The following is a 19,799-nucleotide window of genomic DNA, read 5'->3' as shown; positions in this document are numbered from 1 at the left end:
ATGAAAAAAGTATTTATCCTATTCTTTATGTGCACAACATTTATTTCTTGCAATTCGCAAACAGATTTAGAAACATTAAAATTTGATAAACCAATTCCTGAAGACATTAAAAAGATTAAAGATGTTGAAAAAGACGATAATGGAACCTATGGACTAAAGTCTTATAGAACTATTGAACTCGATCATTTTAAGTTTGGTGAGATTTCTTTTTCTAAATACGCTGTCCCTAACGGTTATGATGATGCATACAGTGACATTTATGTACATGTAGATAACTTTGAACAAAACAATTATTTAGGTTTTAGCATATCTTTAGCAAACGATCAAGAAGGTATTGCTTTGCTTAATTATTTAAAAAAGAAACTGGGTAAAGCCGAAGAAAGAACAAATGGACTAGATAAGGGCATTACTTTCGTATGGGAACTAAAGGAATCTAAGCAGTGGGTTTTATTAGAGCAAAATACCAAAAACACGAGAGATCGTAAAAAATACGTAAGAACTGAGGTTACAATTGTAAAACAAGGAACTCGAATGCTAAATTCAAAAAATCCGGAATGGCTTACTATTTTGGAAAACTTTAAAGGACCGGACGCGAAGAAAAATTAAGAATAAATTATTTCTATCAAATGAATCAAATATATTACGAATTAGATTGCAGCGCTTTTATGTGTTATTTTGAAGTACACATAAATGATGTATGTGTTTTTTCTTTAAACGTAGATGGGCAAGCCACAATGGATATTCCTATAAATAGTGGTATTTTAGAAAAAGGCGAACAAAATATAGAAATTAGAGTTTTTCCTCTATCTGGAGGCAAGGAACTTCATAAAGAATCCTATGTAAGATACAAAGTGATAGAATATGATGTAAGTTCTGGAGATTTTAAATTTGTTCAGCAATTCGAAAATTTTCAAACTGCTCCTGCTCAGAAAAACATTCCTTTTATAATTCATAAAAGTATTTTTATGGCTAATGTATCCTATAAACTAGATGCATGGCAAAATGGAGTAGATTTAAAAGATGTTGACTTTGATTTAAAAAAAGCTTTAATTAAAGAATACGAAGAAATAATTAATGCGTTGAATAACAAAGATTATAAGTTATTTACAGAAAAATTAGCGAAGAAAGAAAAAAATGCAGCTATCGCAATGTATCTAAATTCAGAGGAATCTAAAAATAGAATTTCAAAAATATTAGGTGAGTTGGAAGATGGCTTTAAAGCAATGCCAATTGATCAGAATGTTTATATTGAATATTCAGCACATAACAGATTAGCAACTTTAAAAAGATTAAATAGGATGCCGGCTTTGTATTTAGAAAATTCTAAAACAAATGAAGAAATCGTTTTAGATGTTCGCTTTTGCGGTATAAAAGGTAGTACTCATTTTGAGATTTTTTAACACCTTTTTTAATGTATTAAATTTTAAGAGGGAACCATACTTTATGAAACTACAGTAAAAACGAGAATTTTACAATAGACATTACAGAATATCAAAACAAGGCATGTCATAAAAATGTACACAAGAAAAATATTATAATAAAATCAACTGAGTTTACTACTAAGAATCAGGTTGCAGATAAATTAGACTTTCCGGTGAGATCTAATTTGTCCGTTCTGAATCCTTTGCAAATGCAATATATCTGGCCAAAAGTTTTTGCAAACGAATATAATATTCATGTGCATTCCTGTCGTTATTTTTCTAATGATGCTAATACGACTATACAGTTAATGGCTTATTCTGATATTAAGTGGGATTTTCATTTCTTTTTAAACCTTAGTAATGAACTAAGTGTAAAGTGGGGAAAACTACCTCCCGGAAAAGATACAGAAATGCGAAAAAAAGCCGGAAAAATTGGTGCTGAAAAGAGATGGAAACAAACAGAAATAGATTTTGGAGTCGTCTTAGAAGCAAATTGGAATAAAATTACCGACGATAAATATGACAATCATTTTGATGCTACCTTCAAACATGAAGCGAAAATTAAACAGTTATATTCTGTCTTTTCATCTTTAAAAGAATTTTCAAAAGGAGTTACTGGTGGTACAAAAGGAATTGCAAAAAAAAGTAATTTACCTTTCGATGTTCAAATGAAACCGCCTAATTTTTGTTTGGGTGCAGTATGGCAATTAGCACGGGGAACCAAAAAAGGAGTTCCTACTAAAGTGTTGGGCATGGAATATAAATTTTATTTTAAAGCTGAACCCCTTATTGCCTTAGTCCTAACGATAGACTTGCTTGACTTGGCAGTACAAACTGCAGGTACCCTTGCCGGAGGTCCAGCCGGTAATGAAGTTGCAAAACTAATATTAGATATAATTCAGGAGTGGGCAGCAAGAGACAGAGAGGTTGGGATTACTTTTTCAATTTTATTTGATTTAATATTAACCGGACAAATTGATGGTAGTGCAGATATGACTATTAATACCGAATCAGATGATAATAAAGGTAATGCAGAATTGAAAACAAAACTCTCTGCTGAAATAAAACTGGAGGTAAAACTAAAAGCCAAAGCAGTATTTCTTGAGGTTACAGCTTATGCCCTTGGTACTGCAAAAGCTTCGGCTAAAGCTTCCATTACTTTTGGACACACTTTACAATACAACCAAACTCAAAAATCTTTATATTACAGACCGGCAATGAATTTTGATACTGTAGAAGGAACCGTTTTAATAAAAGTAGAAGCAGGACTTAGTGCTAAAAAATTAGGTTTGGATCTTAAAGAAGATAAGGTAATAGTAAATAAATCTTATACATTTTGGGATGGATTTGATGTAATTAAACAATTTGAAAAGACAACTGGATATAGTACTAATATAAATTTAATATAAAAAAAATGATAAAAAAAATAATGTTATTGACAATAATTTGCATTTTAATGCAAAGCTGTAATTCACAAGAAAAAGATTTATCGAAAATTACTTTTACTGAAAAATATGATACTTTTTTTGGTGAAATTCCAAATAAGCTAGATAAAGATTATTCAATTATTGATCCACAATTATATAATTCGTACCAATCTGAATCAGAAAAAATACTTTATTTTAATGGAATTGATCTAAGTGGATATCTTGATAAAAAGGGAGAATTTGGTACTAATAACGTTAGGTTTGAATTTTCTAAAAAAGATCATTCTTTGCAATTTTATTATTTAAAATTATATAAAAAAAATAAGATCAGTCAATTAATAGAATCTATAAATGGGAAAATGGGAAAACCTGTTTATATAAGAATGCTTCAATCTAATCCAAAAAAAAACAATCCTGATGCACTATTATGGTCTGACAATACTAGCTATTATTTAATAACCGGAGCAACTCAAAATCAAGTTGATTTTATAGTTTTTGATAAAAAAAATATTATAATTCGAAATAAATGGATCTCAGGGGATTTTCAATATTATGGCGATTATTTAGATTATTTAGAAGAAAAAAACAAAACTAGTAAACAAATTTCTTATTATCAATATGCCAAACTTATGGAAAGCGAAGGAGATGAGCATTATATTAAAAGATATGTTAAACCTTAGTTATATGAGATCAATAATATTATCATTACTGTGTATCGTAATACAAGGCTGCAATTCACAAAAAAAAGATTTATCAAAAATCACATTTACTGAAAAATATGATACTTTTTTTGGCGATATTCCTAACGAATATCGAGAAGGTAGTTCTCTGATAGATTATAATTTGTATGATGTTTATCATACTGAATCTGAGATACTACTTAACTTTAATGGAGTTGACTTAAGCGGATACCGTGATAAAAAAGGAGAATTTGGCACTAACTATGTGAGTTTTGAATTTTCAAAAAAAGATAAAACATTAGCCTGCTACCATATAGCATTATTTTACAATAAAAATATAAACAAATTAATTGAGGCGATAAAATCAAAAATAGGGAAACCTGTGTATGTACCAAGCCCTTTTGAAGGCGATACCTTACCAGATGCTTTTTTGTGGGAGGACAAAACTAGTTTTTATACTCTATCAGGAGTTACCCAAAATCAAGCTAATTTTATCGTTTTTAAAAAAAACGATTTAACAGTTCGAAATCAAATGTTATCCGCTGGTAATTTTCAATATTATGGTGATTATTTATATCATCTGGAAAAAAATAATTTACAAAAAAACGTGTTTAGTTATAAAAACTTTGTTGACTACAATACAAAAGAAGGGAATGATTTCTATATCGATGATTATAGAAAACCGTAAAACAATATGAAAAAAATAATATTATTGGTAGCTGTTTGTATCTTCCAAAGTTGTAATTCCCAAACCCCTAAAAAAGAAAAAGAAGGTAAAAAACCATCGATATCAAAACCTTTTGATTTGGCTAATTTAACTTTAAATGAAGATATAAATGATGTTTTATTGTCTGAGAATCTTTCTCAAAAAGATACAATAAAAAATGATGAAGTAACTTTAATGGGCAATGCAAAACTTGTTTTCAATTCTGACAAATTATTAATTTTCAACAAAATTAAACTTGCTAACAAAAACAATCTAGGCATTAATAATGTCATATTTCACTACGGTAAAATTGATCCGGAAATTGGAGTCCTTAACAATGAAAAAAATAATGTTTTAGGAATGTATCAGATTAATTTATACACAAAAATTGAATCTGATATGCTGGCCGATAATCTCAAAATTTTATTTGGAAAGCCCAAGAATACTTATAGTTTAGGTTCTGTAAATACTTTTTTATGGGTAAATAATAATATGTGTTATTATTATTTTACAAAAGATAATGATGATTTTTATAGAGTCTTGTTTGTTTACAAAAAAAAGGATAAGGAATGGGTAGATTTTATTGGCTCATTAGGCTTTGATAGTGGAAATCTTAAATCAATTAATTAGCTTAATTATGAAAAAATTAATTTTAACACTAAGTCTAGCATTTTGTTTACAGTCTTGCTCTCAAAAACCTAATTTAAGTAAAGAAGAAATAATCTCAGAATTTACAAAAAACACACCCAATCCATCCATTTACAATACCCATCCTCAATACAGGATAGAACAATACAGCAGCAATTGTCGTTGGGAAATCCGACTCAATGATATGCCCCTTTTTTTAGGCGAAATGTCCCATACCAAAAATGGCAGTATTAGCAACAATTCCTTTTGGTTAAATATGAATATACTTCATTCCGGGAAGCAAATTATAACCATCAGAATATATCCTGTTGAAGGACAAAAAACATTGGGTGAGTTTGCTACTTTCAGGCTTATCGGGCTCGATTTTTATCCAGACAAAACTAAAAACAAAACAAACTATCAAAGATTACTAAGTTGGGAGTTGCCTGATAAAGATGTAAAATATTTGCCATTTCTGGTAATTAAAAAAGAGTTTGAAGCAGTTGTACCCTATACAAATGTTGGGTGGGAAAAATCTAAAGATTTAACTGAAATTAAAGATTTAGATAAAATGGTCATTGAGAAAATGAAAGATTTAGAAGAGATTATGAAAGATCAAAATGGCATAGGACATTTAAACCTGACTAAAAAATTTCTTCAGGAAAAATATACTTGTTCCTATTCAAATTCAAAAGAAATAGAGGCAGATTGTAATGAACTTGTCTCAAATTTTAATGCTGACATGAAGGACATTGAAGGAATAGAATGGTATCCTTATACCAATTATGAATTAGTCTTTTTTGGAAATGGCAGAGTAGTAAGCTTAAGAAGGAGAGGCAAATCACTTAATTTTTACGGACCTGCCTATAAAGGCAAATGGAAAGATGATAAGTCAGATGCGGAAATATGGCTGGATAAATTTTATCACATTCCTGAAGGGAGTGATGAACTGGAAATAATTAGATAGATGGATTTTACTGACAAATACTTTCTTTCAGGAATTTTATTGTTTAGCTTTATTGTGTCAATTCCGCAATTTAAGAGCCTGAAAGAAGAAAGTAATTTCCTGGCTAAACTAATTGCATTCTTATTTTTAATTATTAGTCGTTTCATACTGTATCTTTTCACATTAGGCATGACTTTCGGTATTTTTTCTATAGTGAAAAATTATTATAACGGAGATGTTTATGAGGCAACTATAGTTTCTTATCGCAGTTATACGAAACAAGAATCAGATTCTCGAATGAAAAGACGGTATGAGGTTACTTATAATGTTCCTATGTTTGAATTCTTTGTTAATAATGAGAAAATTAGAGTCGAGTCATCAGCCTACACTTCATCATCAGTTCCAATTATTGGGAGTATATTGAAAATTTCGTACTCAAAAGGAGGATTAAGAACGCAAGAACATAAATTTTCTGATTATTTAATTTTCTTTATTGTATTTGTATTTTCCACATTTTTGTGCTTTACTTCATTAATATATACAGCATATTCATTGGGATACCCATTGAAAAATAAAAAAGCAATATTTTTTATAATGGTAAAGACCCATTTTGTTTTACTGCAATTGTTTTTAATGTTTTGTTTGTATTTTATTTATATAAAGCTAATTGTGGTTTCCATATGGGGGGTATTAAGTATTATTATGTTTATCATCTTGAGTTTATTTTTAGCAATCCGTAGGTTTCAAAAAAATTAGATCATTACAAAGCATACGGAAAACTAGTTACTTTGCTACACTCAGCAGATGGAGAAGGAATTATTAGAATGCGAAACAAAGCAATCCAGATGAAAATATACATTTAGATTTTCTTTTTCAAAGAAAAGAAAAAGGACAAAAATTAACTGTAATATAATTATTAAAATAGATATGAAAAATAAATTATTGGCACTTGCTGCTTTTTTTGCATTAATAAGCTGTAAAAAAGAATTTAAAGTAAATGATTCTTTTAGAGAAGAAATACTTTCTAAGGTGCACATACAAAAAGACACTTTAGTCGTCTTTAATACATTATTAGATAGTTTAGATCAAAAAAAGATTTCGTTTTGTGAATATTTCAACTATTCACATTATGCTCTTTCTGATTCATGCACATTGATATTAGATAAAAAATATGAGGTAAGGCTGGGGAATTATTCTCCCGAATATTTTGAAGAACATCATAAAATGTTAAGTAATGCAATTAAAAACTATGAAAAAAGATTAGGAATTGATGAAAACTCAGCTAGAATTGGAGAATATATAGAGGTAACTAACGATATAATAAAAAATTATTGTATAAATCAGGATAAAAAATAGAAGATGATCCTAGTTAATTTTTGATTTTATCGTATTGTAATTATTGTACAAGTCTAATAAAAGAGTCATGAAGATACTAAATGAGCCTGCAGTAAGATTACCACACATTCTGATTGTACATTTTGTACAGAAGAATAATGTCAACAGTACTGTTCGGTTTTAATAATCCTTTCCATTTTTTTGTACACATATTTGAAAATTACATCTCTTCCCTTTTTATTTATAAAAATACTTAAACATCATTTTTAATTCCCCTAAAAACATAATGAATAAATTATTATTAAAAACAATATTTATAATTCTTTCACTATCTGTGTTTTCCTGTACACAGAAAGACGTTTCAAAAAACACTACATTATTTCTGACAACCAATAACGGAAACCTATGCAGCATAGATTTAGCAACCGGAAAATGCAATTGGCAAAACATAAAAAATATAGAAGATACCCGCAGTGACTCCTATTTTAAAATTGACAACAATACCATAATAAAATCCTATGAAAACGGAGAAATAATTGTGTTCAACAAACAGACAGGCGCTATCATAAAAAAATATCAGGAAAATGAGTCTATACCTGAAAGTCCCTCACTTTTTATGTTTTCGCAATACCCGCTTGTGTATGAGAGTAATTTTATTTTTTCTAATTTAAATGGAAAAGTAAAATCTATTAATGCTAATACAATGCAGCCAAATTGGGTATATGATGTAAAAAATAAAGTGTTTGTATCGCCAACTAGTATTGGAGATAAAATTATTGTAAACGCCGGCTATAATCTCTGTGCTGTAAATGCAAAAAACGGACAATTTATTACCAACCTGAAATTTGTTCATCCGTTACCGCATGAGCCAGTAGTAAGTGATGGAGAAATTTTTGTTATCGATGAAAACGGAAATGCTTTTTGTCTTGATCAGGAATTAAACACAAAGTGGCAATTTGAAGTAAATAATTATATAACCGACACACAATACGACGAGAACGCCAATACTAATGTGACTACAGATACCAATATTAACACCTTAACCAATCTTACTGCAGGAGAAAAACTAATCGTACTGGGAGATGCAGAACATATTATTGGTATTGATAAAAAAACCGGACAAATGAAATGGTTAGCGACTATACCAATTATCAATTGGGAGTCACCAGAGGATGTAGCTCAGGTTAGAAAGAACTTACGAGAAGATCAGGATCTCCATAGTATACTGAATGATAAAGTGGGAGTGCTGAAATCATTACAAATAATAGACGAAGAAGTTGTTGCAAATACTTCTTCCTGTATTGCGGTATATGACTCAAACAATGGTAATTTAAAAAGAAAAAAGTTTCTTTTCAACAACGAGATTGTCGGAGCAATAAAAGCTACTAATGATTTTTATTATTATGTACGTAAAGATGGAGTTTTATATAAACTCGACAAAACACTAAAAACAGAAACCATTGTTTATAAAGGAATAAAATACAAACCCGAGGATGAGTATACAAGCCCATATATGCAGATTGAATAAATAATAGTCTTCTCCGATAAGGGTTCCATTTAAAAAAATAATATTTATAATGAATAAACCTTTTGATCAAAAGTAAACAAAAACGCCTCAAACAATTGAGGCGTTTTTGTTTAGTATTATAAGTATAAGGTAAAAATTTACCAGCCCTTAACCGCCCCGCCCTTAAATTCGCGAATCGCTGCCTGCTCCACTTCTGCAGATTGAAAAGCTTGCAGAAACTGTTTTACTTTTTCCTCATTTTTATTGTCTTCTCTGCTCACCACAAGATTTACGTATGGAGAATCTTTATCTTCTACAAACAAAGCATCACGCGATGGAACTAATCCGGCTTGTGAAGCAAAAGTATTGTTGATAATTGCAATAGATACATTTTCATCATCTAAGGCTCTTGGCAATTGAGGCGCTTCTAATTCCAGGATTTTTAGATTTTTTGGATTCTCAATAATATCCGTTACTTTCGGTAATAAGCCTACTCCATCTCGAAGTTTCAATAAACCATTTTTTTGTAAAAGCAATAACGAACGACCTCCGTTTGTTGGATCATTTGGAATAATAATGGTGCTTTCATTTTTTAATTCAGAAAGGTTTTTGATCTTTTTAGAATACGCAGCAATTGGGTAAATAAATGTTTTTCCGATAATCGCCAATTTGTATCCACGTTGTTTAGATTGCTCATCAAGATAAGGTTTATGCTGAAACGCATTTGCATCGATATCTCCCTGGCTTAAAGCTTCATTTGGAATTACGTAATCATTGAAAGAAACCAACTCTACTTCAAGTCCGTATTTTTCTTTTGCTACTTTTTTAGCCGCTTCTGCCACTTTATATTCCGGTCCGGTTGCAACACCCACTTTTATAAAATGAGGGTCGTTATTTTTACTTTTTCCGCAACTAGCAACAACAAGTGATAAGGCTAGAATTCCAGCCGTTTTTAAAAATTTCATCTTAGTAATCATGCTCTGTTTTTTAATTTATAATTGACAATTATCTATGGTCAAATCGTTTCGATAAAGTATCGCCAATAAACTGGATCAGGAATACCAAAAGCACCAGCAAAGCAAGCACTGAATTCATTGTTACGGCATCATAACCAATGTATCCGTATTGATATCCCACTTGTCCTAAACCGCCTGCACCAACGGCACCGCCCATTGCAGAATACCCAACAAGTGTAATTAAAGTGATTGATGCTGCGTTTATTAGAGAAGGCAATGCTTCGGGAAGCAGTACTTTATAAACAATTTGAAATGGTGTCGCTCCCAGAGCTCTCGCTGCTTCAATTAGTCCTGAAGGCAAACCCAAAAGACTGTTTTCAACAAGACGAGCAATAAATGGTGCTGCACCAATACTTAACGGCACTAATGCCGCACTAACTCCTATAGAAGTTCCCACTAAGGCACGCGTAAACGGAATCATCCAGACAATTAATATAATAAATGGAATGGAACGAAAAATATTTACCAAAACCGATAAAGATCGGTTCAAAACGGGTTGATCTAATATTTGATTTTTTCGGGTAAGGAAAAGCAAAATACCTGTTGGAAGTCCTAATGCAAAACCAAAAAAACCAGACACAAATGTCATAACAATGGTTTCCCAGGTTCCTTTTAATAACAATTCAATAATGGAATCAGACATAACCTATAATTTCTGTTTTAATATGTTTTGAAATAAAATATTGGATTGCAGCTTCGTAATTTTCGCTTTTGCCTGAAAGTTCAATTAGCATAACTCCGAAATTAACCTCTCCGGCCTGATCCATTTGAGCGCTGATAATTTTAAAATCGATATCAAATAATCTTGAAACTTCAGAGATAACAGGTTCGTTAACGGATTTTCCGGTCATTTCAAGTCTTAATAACGGATTTAAATTTTCGCCATTTTCCTTTTGCAATTTTTCCTGATAGACAGATGGAATATCAAGGTGCAATGACGAAGAGATAAATTCTCTGGTAAGTTCATGTTTCGGATCTGCAAAAATTTCACCTACACTTCCCTGCTCTATCAATTCTCCGTGACTGATTACGGCAACCTCATCGCAAATTGACTTAACAACTTCCATTTGGTGCGTAATCAACAAAATAGTAATGTTTAAACGGCGGTTAATATCTTTTAGTAAATTTAAAATAGATCGTGTTGTTGCCGGATCTAATGCACTCGTAGCTTCATCACACAAAAGCACTTTTGGGTTGTTTGCTAAAGTTCTTGCAATCGCAACTCTTTGCTTTTGTCCCCCCGAAAGACTTGCAGGATAATCGTTTGCTTTTTCTTCTAAACCCACCAATTGTAGTAATTCTGAAACACGAGTTTTAATAGCTGCTTTTGAAGTTCCGGTAAGTTCTAACGGAAATGCTACATTCTCAAAAACAGTACGCGATGAAAGCAAATTGAAATGTTGAAAAATCATTCCGATTTGTCTTCTCTCAATGGCAAGTTGTGCATTTGACAATTGGATAAGAGATTTTCCATCAACAATAATTTCTCCTGAGGTTGGTCTTTCCAAAAGATTTACACATCGAATTAATGTGCTTTTCCCCGCTCCTGAAGTACCAATTACACCAAATATTTTTCCCTGCGGAACTTTAAGTGACACATCAGATAAAGCAGAAATAATTCTGTTTTTCTGATGAAAAGTCTTCGTTACATTTTTTAATTCAATCATTTTTTATATTCAGGTTTATTTGAGGCATTGAAACTTTAATTGATTCTGTCCTTTATAAAATTTAAAATAAAAAAGCCTTTCAAATTATTATGAAAGGCTTTTGATATAAATACTATATTTTTTATGTCAAAGCCGGATCACTTAATTGCATACTAACAACACAACACATTACCATGTTGTCGTTATAATTAGTATTTTGGTTGTTGTTTCTCATTTCTGTGGCAAATTTAAAGAGATTATTTGAATTATCTGCAAAAAACACAAAACTTTTAATATCCTATCAAAATAATAGACTAGTATGTCGATTATTTCAAGCAGGACAATTGGAATTGTATGACTTAAACTGATATATGTTACAGACTAACTGAAAATAAAAAATAAATCATAATTGTTACTGTCATATTTAGCAAAACATCAAAACTCCTGCTTTTTCTTGTTTTAATTAAAGAATCTGCTTTTATACAAATCAAATTCAAAGCTGAATATGTCAAGCACAATTTCATGGTTTAAATCCGGATGGCATAAATACAAACCCTCTTCTAATACCCGATCCGGAAAAGTATCAGAAAATGAACCACAGATGCTAAGATTATTAATAACCACAAATTTTGAATTATCATTTGTCAGCTTTATTCTGAAATAGCCATACAGATTATCACTGTATTCAACTGACAGAATTTCAAAAATAAAATTCGTTAATAAACCATGTTTGTCTGAGAAGTAACCCATATTTCCTAAACTTTCATTTTTTATTATTTTCATAATTACTGATGATTTTTTAATTTATAACTACGGTAATTTTTTTATTTGAATTAAATATTAATCTTTTGTAATACTGTCTGTCTTGTGTTTTTTGCCAAAAATTTCTTTTCTCCGCAATGTAATCTTCGTTTCTTCGTATAATCTTTTTTGATACAATTCAATGATGGCGTCTTCAATATCGTTATTCGTATTTCTGCCATTAAAAACATGAGTAATGTAAGAATTACTAAACGGCATCCCTTTTTTATTCCATATCGCTTTCTCTGCTAAAAGCTTTTGAACATCTTTTGAGTAGCCTGTTTTAAAGACTTTCTTCATTTTATTCCTTTGTCTGGCTGTAATCATAGATAAGTTTTATTTGAATCATATAATTATTGTATTTTTACTACGTATTTACTACGAAGTAACTATTTCAAATATATATCATTTATTGATATATTGTATCATTTTTAATACAAAAATTTAAAAAAAATGCGAACAGAAGGCGAAAGATTACGCTACTACATTGAAAGCAAGGAAGTTAACCTTAGGCAGTTCTGTATAGAAAATGACATATTATATACCTCTTTACATCCAATTTTGACGAATTCCAGGTCATTGGGAATGAATATTTTGAAGAAAATTATGCAGGTTTATCCTAATTTAAACATAAATTGGGTTTTAACCGGCATGGGCGATATGGAAATTACAGAAGATAATATTTTGCGTGATCCAAATTCAGTTTATCAAAATTCAGATCCCGGATATGTAGCTTTCTTAAAATACTTTGACAAAGAAGCCACTACAGATAAAATTATTGCCCTAATCGAAAAGAAATTAGAGGATAAGAAAAAGAAGTAATACAGAATATTTTGCGAAACGCATTCTACTAAAACAAATTAGTAAAACCACTCAAACTTTTTTGATCACATAAGTAACTATTCCCCAAATAATAAGCTGGTTGTCTTCCGTAACTTTTATGGGGCTGTAATTTGAATTTTCAGGCATGAGATACAAACAATCTTTTTCGACCTGAATGCGTTTTACGGTAAATTCGCCATCAATAAAACAAATCGCAATCTTATTATTTTGTGGTTCCAGGCTTCGGTCGACAACTAAAACATCTTTGTCATTAATCCCTGCATCAATCATAGAATTTCCTTTGACCCTAATGTAAAAAGTAGCCAGCGCATTCTCACTTAACTCCTTATTAAGATCAATACTGGTTTCCATAAAATCTGCAGCCGGCGACGGAAAACCTGCCGAAACGCCTTCAGTATTGTACGGAATCCTGATTTCACTTTCGAAATCAGCCTTAAAGAAGGTCAGTTTTTGTTCTTTTTTTACAGACATTTTACTTCCAATAATTTTTTGAAATCAGTAGTGTATTTAGGCGAGAGATAATTCTGATTCATGTTCCAGGTCAAACTAAGATCCTGTGAAGCCAGTTTAACTTTTCTTTTTCCAATTTTATCATTCAGCTGATCCATCACCTTCATCAAAGCCAGATGTTTTGGGTTTTCTTCTTCAAATAACTGAAACTGCTTTTTATCTTCATCAATCAATTCTGTCACTACAACTCCTGCTTTTTTAAACCTAATACTTTCATTTCCCTTGTGTAATTTCTTCAGTAATTCTACAGCCGCATTTGAAATTGTCAAAGTCGAATTACTGGCATAAGGGAGCGTTACAGCCATATTAAAGTAATATTTAGAACTTTTAATGGTATGTCTGTCAATAACCAGCATTACAATTATAGTATGACAGCACGAATTTTGCCTGCGAAGCTTTTCGGCACAAACAGAGGCAAAAGTAACAATACGCTCACGCAGCAAATCAAAGTCGGAAATTTGTTTGGGAAAACTTCTCGTAGTTGCAATGCTCTTTTTTTGTTCCGGCAAAGGTTCTAAATCCAAAACCGATTTTCCTTCGAGTTCATATTTCAGGCGAAGACCAATAACCCCCATTTCTTTTTTTATCCAGGCTTCGTGTTGTGGCTGAATAAAATCCAGAGCCGTATGAATATTTCGAAATTTGACTTTCTTTTTTGTTCGGTAACCAATACCCCAGACATCTTCAATTTTAGTCCATTTTAAGGCTTTGATTCTTTTTTCATCCGTATCAATTACATAAACGCCTTTTGTTTTATCTTGAAATTCCTTAGCAATTTTATTGGCTAATTTTGACAAAGCCTTAGTTTCGGCAAAGCCAATGCAAACCGGAAGCCCAACCCATTTTTGAATACGGGATTTCATTTGAAGGCCATAATCCTGATAATCTAAAACTCCAACACCATCAAAATTCAGAAAGGCTTCGTCTATACTGTAAATTTCTACATTGGGCGTAAACTGCTCCAGAATTTTCATCACCCGATCACTCAAATCTCCATACAAAGGATAATTCGAAGAGAACAATTTGACGTTTTTTTCTTTTACCAATTCCTTAATCTTGAATGCAGGCACACCCATAGGAACCCCAACAGCTTTAGCTTCATTGCTTCTGGAAATTACGCAGCCGTCGTTGTTGGATAAAATCGCAACCGGTTTTCCGTTGAATTCCGGCTGGAAAACACGTTCGCAGGAAGCATAAAAATTATTACAATCGACTAAAGCATACATCTTGCAAAATTACGCAATAGTGCAATATGCTTTTTGATAAGAAGCGTTAAATTTTATTTTAAGCAATACGCTTATCGTTGAAATAATTTAAGTTTTTTAGAATTAAAATTATTAAACTTATTTCTGCTTAATTGTTTTCAGGAAGAGTGTTTTTACCATACTATTGAATGCAAGTGTAAACACCTTTCCGGGGTTTAAAAAAATCAGAAAAACAAGAAAACTGACAATACGTAATTTTTAAATTCAGAATTAATAAACATAATTATCTGATTACAAAATACTTATATACAGAAAAACCATAAAGAATTGAATTACTGCAAAGCCAGTTTTTGAAAGCTTCGATACCATTAAATTAAAAAAAACAGAATAAAAATTTAATCTTTTAATTTAAATAAAAAACTTACATTTGAATTTTAACTTAAATACATTTTTTATGAAAAAAACAGTACTTGCATTATTGCTTTTTACAGGAATTACATTTGCTCAGGACGTAGATGTTGTAAAAGGAAGCTTTGATTTTTTAAAAGATCAAAAAGAAATCAACGTAGAATTTGATTATAGTGATTTTACTATGATGAAAGACAAAAAAACTGAGGCACAATATGTAGAAGAAAGAACTGCAGAATTAAATGAAAAAACAAAAGGAAACGGAAACATCTGGAAAAAGAAATGGGAATCTGCAAAAGAATTAATCTGGACTCCAAAGTTTTTAGAGCTTGTAAATATCGTATTAAGTAAAGAAAAGAAAGATGTTACTTTTCAGGAAGGATTAAGTACTCCTTACACTTTAATAGTAAAAACAGTTTGGTTATACCCGGGTTGGGATGTAGCAATGATGAAACAGCCTGCAAAAGTTACCACAAATTTAAAATTTGTTGAAACGGCTAACAAATCAAATGTATTATTAGAGATTACAAGTGAAGAGGCTCCAGGAGATCAATGGGGAAATAACTTCAGCAACGAATCAAGACTTGGCGAAGGTTATGCTAAAACAGGTAAATCACTTGCTAAATTACTTTTGAAAAAGGCTTACAAATAAAAAAACAAAAAACCCTGGTTCACACCAGGGTTTTCTTTTTTATTTCTTTTCCATATCAATAAGATAGGCCATATTTTTTATCACATTGTCATGTTTTTTAACAAACGGATTTTCTTCATTCCAGACATAACCTGCTAAAACAGAACAAATTTTTTCTTTAACATCCGGATTTTCAGGCTGATGAAAAAATAAGGTTTGCAGGTTTCCGGTGTACCATTCTTTTACATAAGTAGTAAAAACACCAATACCGCGTTTCATATATTCTGTAAACTCAACTTCCCAGTCAACTTCGATACCTTTTGATTCTTTAAGGTATAGTTTTGCCGCCAGCATTCCTGATTCTGTAGCAAAAGCAACTCCTGATGAAAAAACAGGATCTAAAAACTCAGAACTGTTTCCTGTTAACGCAAAACCATCTCCGTACATTTTTTTTACGGCTCTCGAATAATTCTCCAATTTTACAGGAGTGAATAAAAATTCCGTTCCCTTAAATCTTTTTATATAATAATCTGAAAGCTGAATTGCATTTCGCAGAGCCTCAGCATTGTCTTTGTTTTCAGAAAGCGAATTGATAAAATCTGTCGGTCCTACAACGCCTAAACTGGTGTTTCCGTTCGAAAATGGAATAACCCAAAGCCAAACCTCAGTTTCCAGAATATCAAAAGAAATCATGGTTCCCTCCTCGCCTTCCGGTCTGTTGATATCTTTTACGTGTGCAAAAATTGAAGAATGCGGATCTAATTTAGATGGCGTGTCAAGATCTAAAAGTCTTGGCAATACACGTCCGTATCCACTGGAATCAATAATAAATTTAGCATGGATTTCTTTTAGATTTCCATCCTTATCTTTTACAATCGTTTTAGAATTTTTTCCTTCAAATGAAACTTCCAAAACTTCTGATTCAAATTCTAGATCAATCCCTTTTCTGATCACTTCCTGGGCCATCGTATTATCAAAATCTGCCCTTGGAACCTGCCAGGTCCAGTCCCAGCCCTCACCAAATTTTTTACTGAAATCAAAAACGCAAATTTCTTCGCCACGAATAAAACGTGCTCCCAGCTTCTTTTCAAAATTCATTGCATCCAGGCTTTCAAAAAGCTCTGCTTCAGAAAAATGGTCCATAACCCGCGGAATAAGGCTCTCGCCAACCACAAGTCTCGGAAACTTTGTTTTCTCAACTACTTTTATTTTAACTCCATTCTTATATAGGTACGATGCCGACACACATCCTGATGGTCCCGCACCTATGATTAAAACATCTACAAACTCCTTTGTCATATTTTCGAAATGTTATGATTTATTTAACTTACATTTGCCATCATCAAAATAACTACATTTATTTTGATAAATAAAATTAAATTAGCACAATCAAAACAGGTTTAATGAATACAATTAATGAATATTTAAGTTTAGCAGAATTTGAAGCCATTATCTTTGGTAATAATAAAGTTGTTATCAGCGATATTGTTTTAAACAGAGTCAATGAAAGCTTCAATTTCCTGAAAGAATTTTCAGGAAACAAAGTAATATACGGTGTTAATACAGGCTTCGGACCAATGGCCCAATACCGAATTAAGGAGTCCGATCAGATTCAATTACAATATAATTTAATCCGAAGCCACTCTTCAGGAACAGGAAAACCACTAAGTCCTGCATGTGCAAAAGCAGCAATTTTAGCACGTTTAAACACTCTTTCGTTAGGAAATTCTGGCGTACATCCGTCAGTAATTCATTTAATGGCAGAGCTTATCAACAGAGACATTACGCCTTTAATCTTCGAACACGGTGGTGTAGGTGCCAGTGGCGATTTAGTACAATTGTCACATTTAGCCTTAGTTTTAATTGGCGAAGGTGAGGTTTTTTATAAAGGAAACCGAAGACCAACTCAGGAAGTTTTCGAAATCGAAGGACTAAAACCAATTCAGGTAGAAATCAGAGAAGGATTGGCATTGATTAACGGAACTTCAGTAATGACCGGAATTGGGGTTGTAAATGTACATCACGCCAATAAATTATTAGACTGGTCTTTAAAATGTTCTTGTGCCATAAACGAATTGGTTCAGGCCTATGATGATCATTTCTCTCAGGAATTAAACCAAACCAAACGTCATAAAGGACAGCAGGAAGTAGCGGCAAGAATGAGACAAAATCTTTCTGACAGTACACTGATCCGTAAAAGAGAAGACCACTTATATTCTGGTGAAAATACAGAAGAAATCTTCAAAGAAAAAGTTCAGGAATATTACTCGCTACGTTGTGTGCCTCAAATTTTAGGTCCCGTTTTAGAAACAATAAATAATGTCGCCTCTATATTGGAAGATGAATTTAACTCAGCCAACGACAATCCTATTATAGATGTAAAAAATCAACACGTTTATCACGGAGGAAATTTCCACGGCGATTATATTTCACTTGAAATGGATAAACTAAAAATTGTTATTACCAAATTAACAATGTTGGCAGAACGCCAGTTGAATTATTTACTGAATTCAAAAATCAACGAACTTCTTCCTCCGTTTGTTAATTTAGGAACTTTAGGTTTCAATTTCGGAATGCAGGGTGTTCAGTTTGTGGCGACTTCAACAACAGCAGAAAGCCAAATGTTGTCTAACCCAATGTATGTACACAGTATTCCTAACAACAATGACAATCAGGATATCGTAAGTATGGGAACAAACTCGGCGGTAATTACATCAAAAGTGATCGAAAACTCTTTTGAAGTATTAGCAATCGAAATGATTACAATTGTTCAGGCAATCGATTATTTACAGCAAAAAGATAAAATTTCGTCAGTAACCAGAAAATGGTACAATGATGTTCGAAACATAATTCCTGTATTTAAAGAAGATCAGGTAATGTATCCTTTTGTTCAAAATGTAAAAGATTACCTTATAAACAGTTAAACCATATATTATTAATCTTGAATCTTAAACCCATGAAAAAATCATTGCTTTTTTTATTGTTAGTATCTATTCAGTTTGTTAATAGTCAGGAATTGGCTTTAGTTAAGAAAAATGGCAAATTTGGTTATTTTACTAAAGCAGGAACATTCCAAATAGAACCTAAATATAAGGTTGCCAAAAACTTCTCAGAAGGTCTTGCCGCTGTAGAAGATAATGGAAAATGGGGTTTTATCGATGTAAAAGGAAATTGGGCAATCCCGGCCACTTTTAATGATGTCAAATATTTTAACAGCGGAATCTGTATTGTGTCCAAAGATAAAAACTGGGTTTACATTAATACAAAAGGAGAAATACTAAAAGCACCGGCTTCAGAAAAATTATTTGATTTTGATGGTGGTATAGCTTTTATAAAACAAGAAAACAAAGTAGGGTTAATCAATTCTAAAATGGCGGTTATATTAGAACCCAAATACGATTTGATCAAACCGTTTGAAAATGGATTTGCAAGAGTAAAGAATAATGACAAATGGGGAATTATCAATACAGCCGGAAAAGAAGTCGTTGAACCAATTTATGCCGAAATCGGAAATTATTACAAAACCACAACCTGGGCAAAAAAAGGAGAGGCTTTTGGATTAGTAACCGCCGGAAAATTTATTCCTGTAGACGGTGCAGATAAAATCTGGGATTTTGAGTCACAAGATATAACGTATGCAAGAAAAGGCGGAAAAATTGGTTACATTGACTTAAAAGGAAATTGGACAATTCTACCTATATATGATAAAGTAAAAGCTTTTTCAAAAAATTTAGCTCCGGTATGTGTCGGATCAAAATGGGGATATATCAATTTGAAAGCAGAATTCGTCATTCCGCCAACTTATAAAGATGCTGAAATTTTCAGTAAAAACGGACTGGCTCCGGTAAAGGAAAACAACTGGGGTTTTATTGATGAAAAAGGAAAATTGGTAATCCCAACACAATACGGAATTACCGCCAAGGGTTTTGCAGCATTGTTTACAGATCAGGGTAAAGGCTTTATCGATGGCATTGCAAGAGTACAAAACGAAGGCAAATGGGGTTTTCTTAAACCGGATGGCACGGTTTTAGGTAACCAATGGTTTGAAAATGCAGAACTTTTTACAAATAATAATAAACCAAAAATCTAA

The 19,799-nt window shown here is 31.8% G+C and carries 21 protein-coding genes; 13 read left to right on the top strand and 8 right to left on the bottom strand.

Translation table 11 applies throughout. From position 1 onward, the window contains the following. The 9 genes from JE46_RS03860 to JE46_RS03815 all read left to right on the top strand — a co-directional run bounded on the left by JE46_RS03860 (position 1) and on the right by JE46_RS03815 (position 8,670). Positions 1 to 606: a hypothetical protein gene (locus JE46_RS03860; protein WP_157505869.1), complete on the top strand. Its 606-nt coding sequence runs from the start codon at positions 1 to 3 to the stop codon at positions 604 to 606. Positions 607 to 626: 20 nt separating this feature from the next. Further along, positions 627 to 1,400: a hypothetical protein gene (locus JE46_RS03855; protein ID WP_157505867.1), complete on the top strand. Its 774-nt coding sequence runs from the start codon at positions 627 to 629 to the stop codon at positions 1,398 to 1,400. Positions 1,401 to 1,630: 230 nt separating this feature from the next. Then, the gene (locus JE46_RS03850; RefSeq protein ID WP_031453948.1) at positions 1,631 to 2,830 is read left to right on the top strand and encodes a hypothetical protein; all 1,200 of its coding nucleotides are present in this window, start codon (positions 1,631 to 1,633) and stop codon (positions 2,828 to 2,830) included. A 5-nt stretch (positions 2,831 to 2,835) separates the two neighbouring features. Then, a complete protein-coding gene (locus JE46_RS03845; protein WP_157505865.1) occupies positions 2,836 to 3,528 on the top strand; it encodes a hypothetical protein in 693 nt (230 codons plus the stop codon). Between the two features lie 4 nt (positions 3,529 to 3,532). Then, positions 3,533 to 4,216, top strand: coding sequence for a hypothetical protein (locus tag JE46_RS03840; RefSeq protein WP_157505863.1), 684 nt, complete (start codon positions 3,533 to 3,535; stop codon positions 4,214 to 4,216). Positions 4,217 to 4,222: 6 nt separating this feature from the next. Then, complete coding sequence (locus JE46_RS03835; RefSeq protein WP_031453945.1) at positions 4,223 to 4,864, top strand: hypothetical protein; 642 nt, start codon at positions 4,223 to 4,225, stop codon at positions 4,862 to 4,864. Positions 4,865 to 4,871: 7 nt separating this feature from the next. Then, a complete protein-coding gene (locus JE46_RS03830; RefSeq protein ID WP_031453944.1) occupies positions 4,872 to 5,828 on the top strand; it encodes a hypothetical protein in 957 nt (318 codons plus the stop codon). Between the two features lie 906 nt (positions 5,829 to 6,734). Further along, entirely contained in the window at positions 6,735 to 7,163 is a 429-nt protein-coding gene (locus JE46_RS03820) for a hypothetical protein (RefSeq protein WP_031453942.1), read from the top strand. 265 nt (positions 7,164 to 7,428) lie between these two features. After that, positions 7,429 to 8,670, top strand: coding sequence for an outer membrane protein assembly factor BamB family protein (locus JE46_RS03815; RefSeq protein WP_031453941.1), 1,242 nt, complete (start codon positions 7,429 to 7,431; stop codon positions 8,668 to 8,670). A 137-nt stretch (positions 8,671 to 8,807) separates the two neighbouring features. Here JE46_RS03815 and metQ read toward each other — a convergent pair whose 3' ends face one another. The 5 genes from metQ to JE46_RS03790 form a co-directional block, all read right to left on the bottom strand. After that, positions 8,808 to 9,626: a methionine ABC transporter substrate-binding lipoprotein MetQ gene (gene metQ / locus JE46_RS03810; protein ID WP_157505861.1), complete on the bottom strand. Its 819-nt coding sequence runs from the start codon at positions 9,624 to 9,626 to the stop codon at positions 8,808 to 8,810. A 28-nt stretch (positions 9,627 to 9,654) separates the two neighbouring features. After that, a complete protein-coding gene (gene metI / locus JE46_RS03805) occupies positions 9,655 to 10,308 on the bottom strand; it encodes a methionine ABC transporter permease MetI (protein WP_031453939.1) in 654 nt (217 codons plus the stop codon). Next, positions 10,301 to 11,332: a methionine ABC transporter ATP-binding protein MetN gene (metN, locus tag JE46_RS03800; RefSeq protein WP_031453938.1), complete on the bottom strand. Its 1,032-nt coding sequence runs from the start codon at positions 11,330 to 11,332 to the stop codon at positions 10,301 to 10,303. The genes metI and metN overlap by 8 nt, the downstream gene beginning before the upstream one ends. A 438-nt stretch (positions 11,333 to 11,770) precedes the next feature. Next, positions 11,771 to 12,094, bottom strand: a complete 324-nt coding sequence (locus JE46_RS03795) for a hypothetical protein (protein WP_031453937.1) — start codon at positions 12,092 to 12,094, stop codon at positions 11,771 to 11,773. 57 nt (positions 12,095 to 12,151) lie between these two features. Continuing rightward, positions 12,152 to 12,412 (bottom strand): hypothetical protein, encoded by a 261-nt coding sequence (locus tag JE46_RS03790; protein ID WP_167343415.1) that lies wholly within the window; start codon positions 12,410 to 12,412, stop codon positions 12,152 to 12,154. A 153-nt stretch (positions 12,413 to 12,565) separates the two neighbouring features. On the opposite strand from JE46_RS03790, the gene JE46_RS23990 reads away from it, so the two are divergent. Beyond that, on the top strand, positions 12,566 to 12,934 hold the full coding sequence (locus JE46_RS23990) for a hypothetical protein (protein WP_157505859.1): 369 nt from the start codon (positions 12,566 to 12,568) through the stop codon (positions 12,932 to 12,934). 51 nt (positions 12,935 to 12,985) lie between these two features. On the opposite strand, the gene JE46_RS03780 is transcribed toward JE46_RS23990, so the two are convergent. Together JE46_RS03780 and JE46_RS03775 are read right to left on the bottom strand one after the other, a co-directional pair. Continuing rightward, on the bottom strand, positions 12,986 to 13,426 hold the full coding sequence (locus JE46_RS03780) for a LexA family protein (RefSeq protein ID WP_031453934.1): 441 nt from the start codon (positions 13,424 to 13,426) through the stop codon (positions 12,986 to 12,988). Next, positions 13,417 to 14,691, bottom strand: coding sequence for a Y-family DNA polymerase (locus JE46_RS03775; RefSeq protein ID WP_031453933.1), 1,275 nt, complete (start codon positions 14,689 to 14,691; stop codon positions 13,417 to 13,419). Before JE46_RS03775 ends, JE46_RS03780 begins: the two co-directional genes overlap by 10 nt. A 433-nt stretch (positions 14,692 to 15,124) precedes the next feature. On the opposite strand from JE46_RS03775, the gene JE46_RS03770 reads away from it, so the two are divergent. Next, positions 15,125 to 15,730, top strand: coding sequence for a hypothetical protein (locus JE46_RS03770; RefSeq protein WP_031453932.1), 606 nt, complete (start codon positions 15,125 to 15,127; stop codon positions 15,728 to 15,730). 39 nt (positions 15,731 to 15,769) lie between these two features. Here the strand turns inward: JE46_RS03770 and JE46_RS03765 are convergent, their stop codons facing one another. Then, positions 15,770 to 17,008, bottom strand: a complete 1,239-nt coding sequence (locus tag JE46_RS03765) for an NAD(P)/FAD-dependent oxidoreductase (protein ID WP_031453931.1) — start codon at positions 17,006 to 17,008, stop codon at positions 15,770 to 15,772. Between the two features lie 104 nt (positions 17,009 to 17,112). Between JE46_RS03765 and JE46_RS03760 the strand changes: the two genes are divergently transcribed. Next, positions 17,113 to 18,633: an HAL/PAL/TAL family ammonia-lyase gene (locus JE46_RS03760; protein WP_031453930.1), complete on the top strand. Its 1,521-nt coding sequence runs from the start codon at positions 17,113 to 17,115 to the stop codon at positions 18,631 to 18,633. 32 nt (positions 18,634 to 18,665) lie between these two features. Then, on the top strand, positions 18,666 to 19,799 hold the full coding sequence (locus JE46_RS03755) for a WG repeat-containing protein (protein WP_031453929.1): 1,134 nt from the start codon (positions 18,666 to 18,668) through the stop codon (positions 19,797 to 19,799).

Origin of the sequence: Flavobacterium chungangense LMG 26729 (assembly GCF_000735715.2) — a bacterium.
GTDB classification, from domain to species: domain Bacteria; phylum Bacteroidota; class Bacteroidia; order Flavobacteriales; family Flavobacteriaceae; genus Flavobacterium; species Flavobacterium chungangense.
This window is presented reverse-complemented; position numbering and strand designations above follow the sequence as displayed.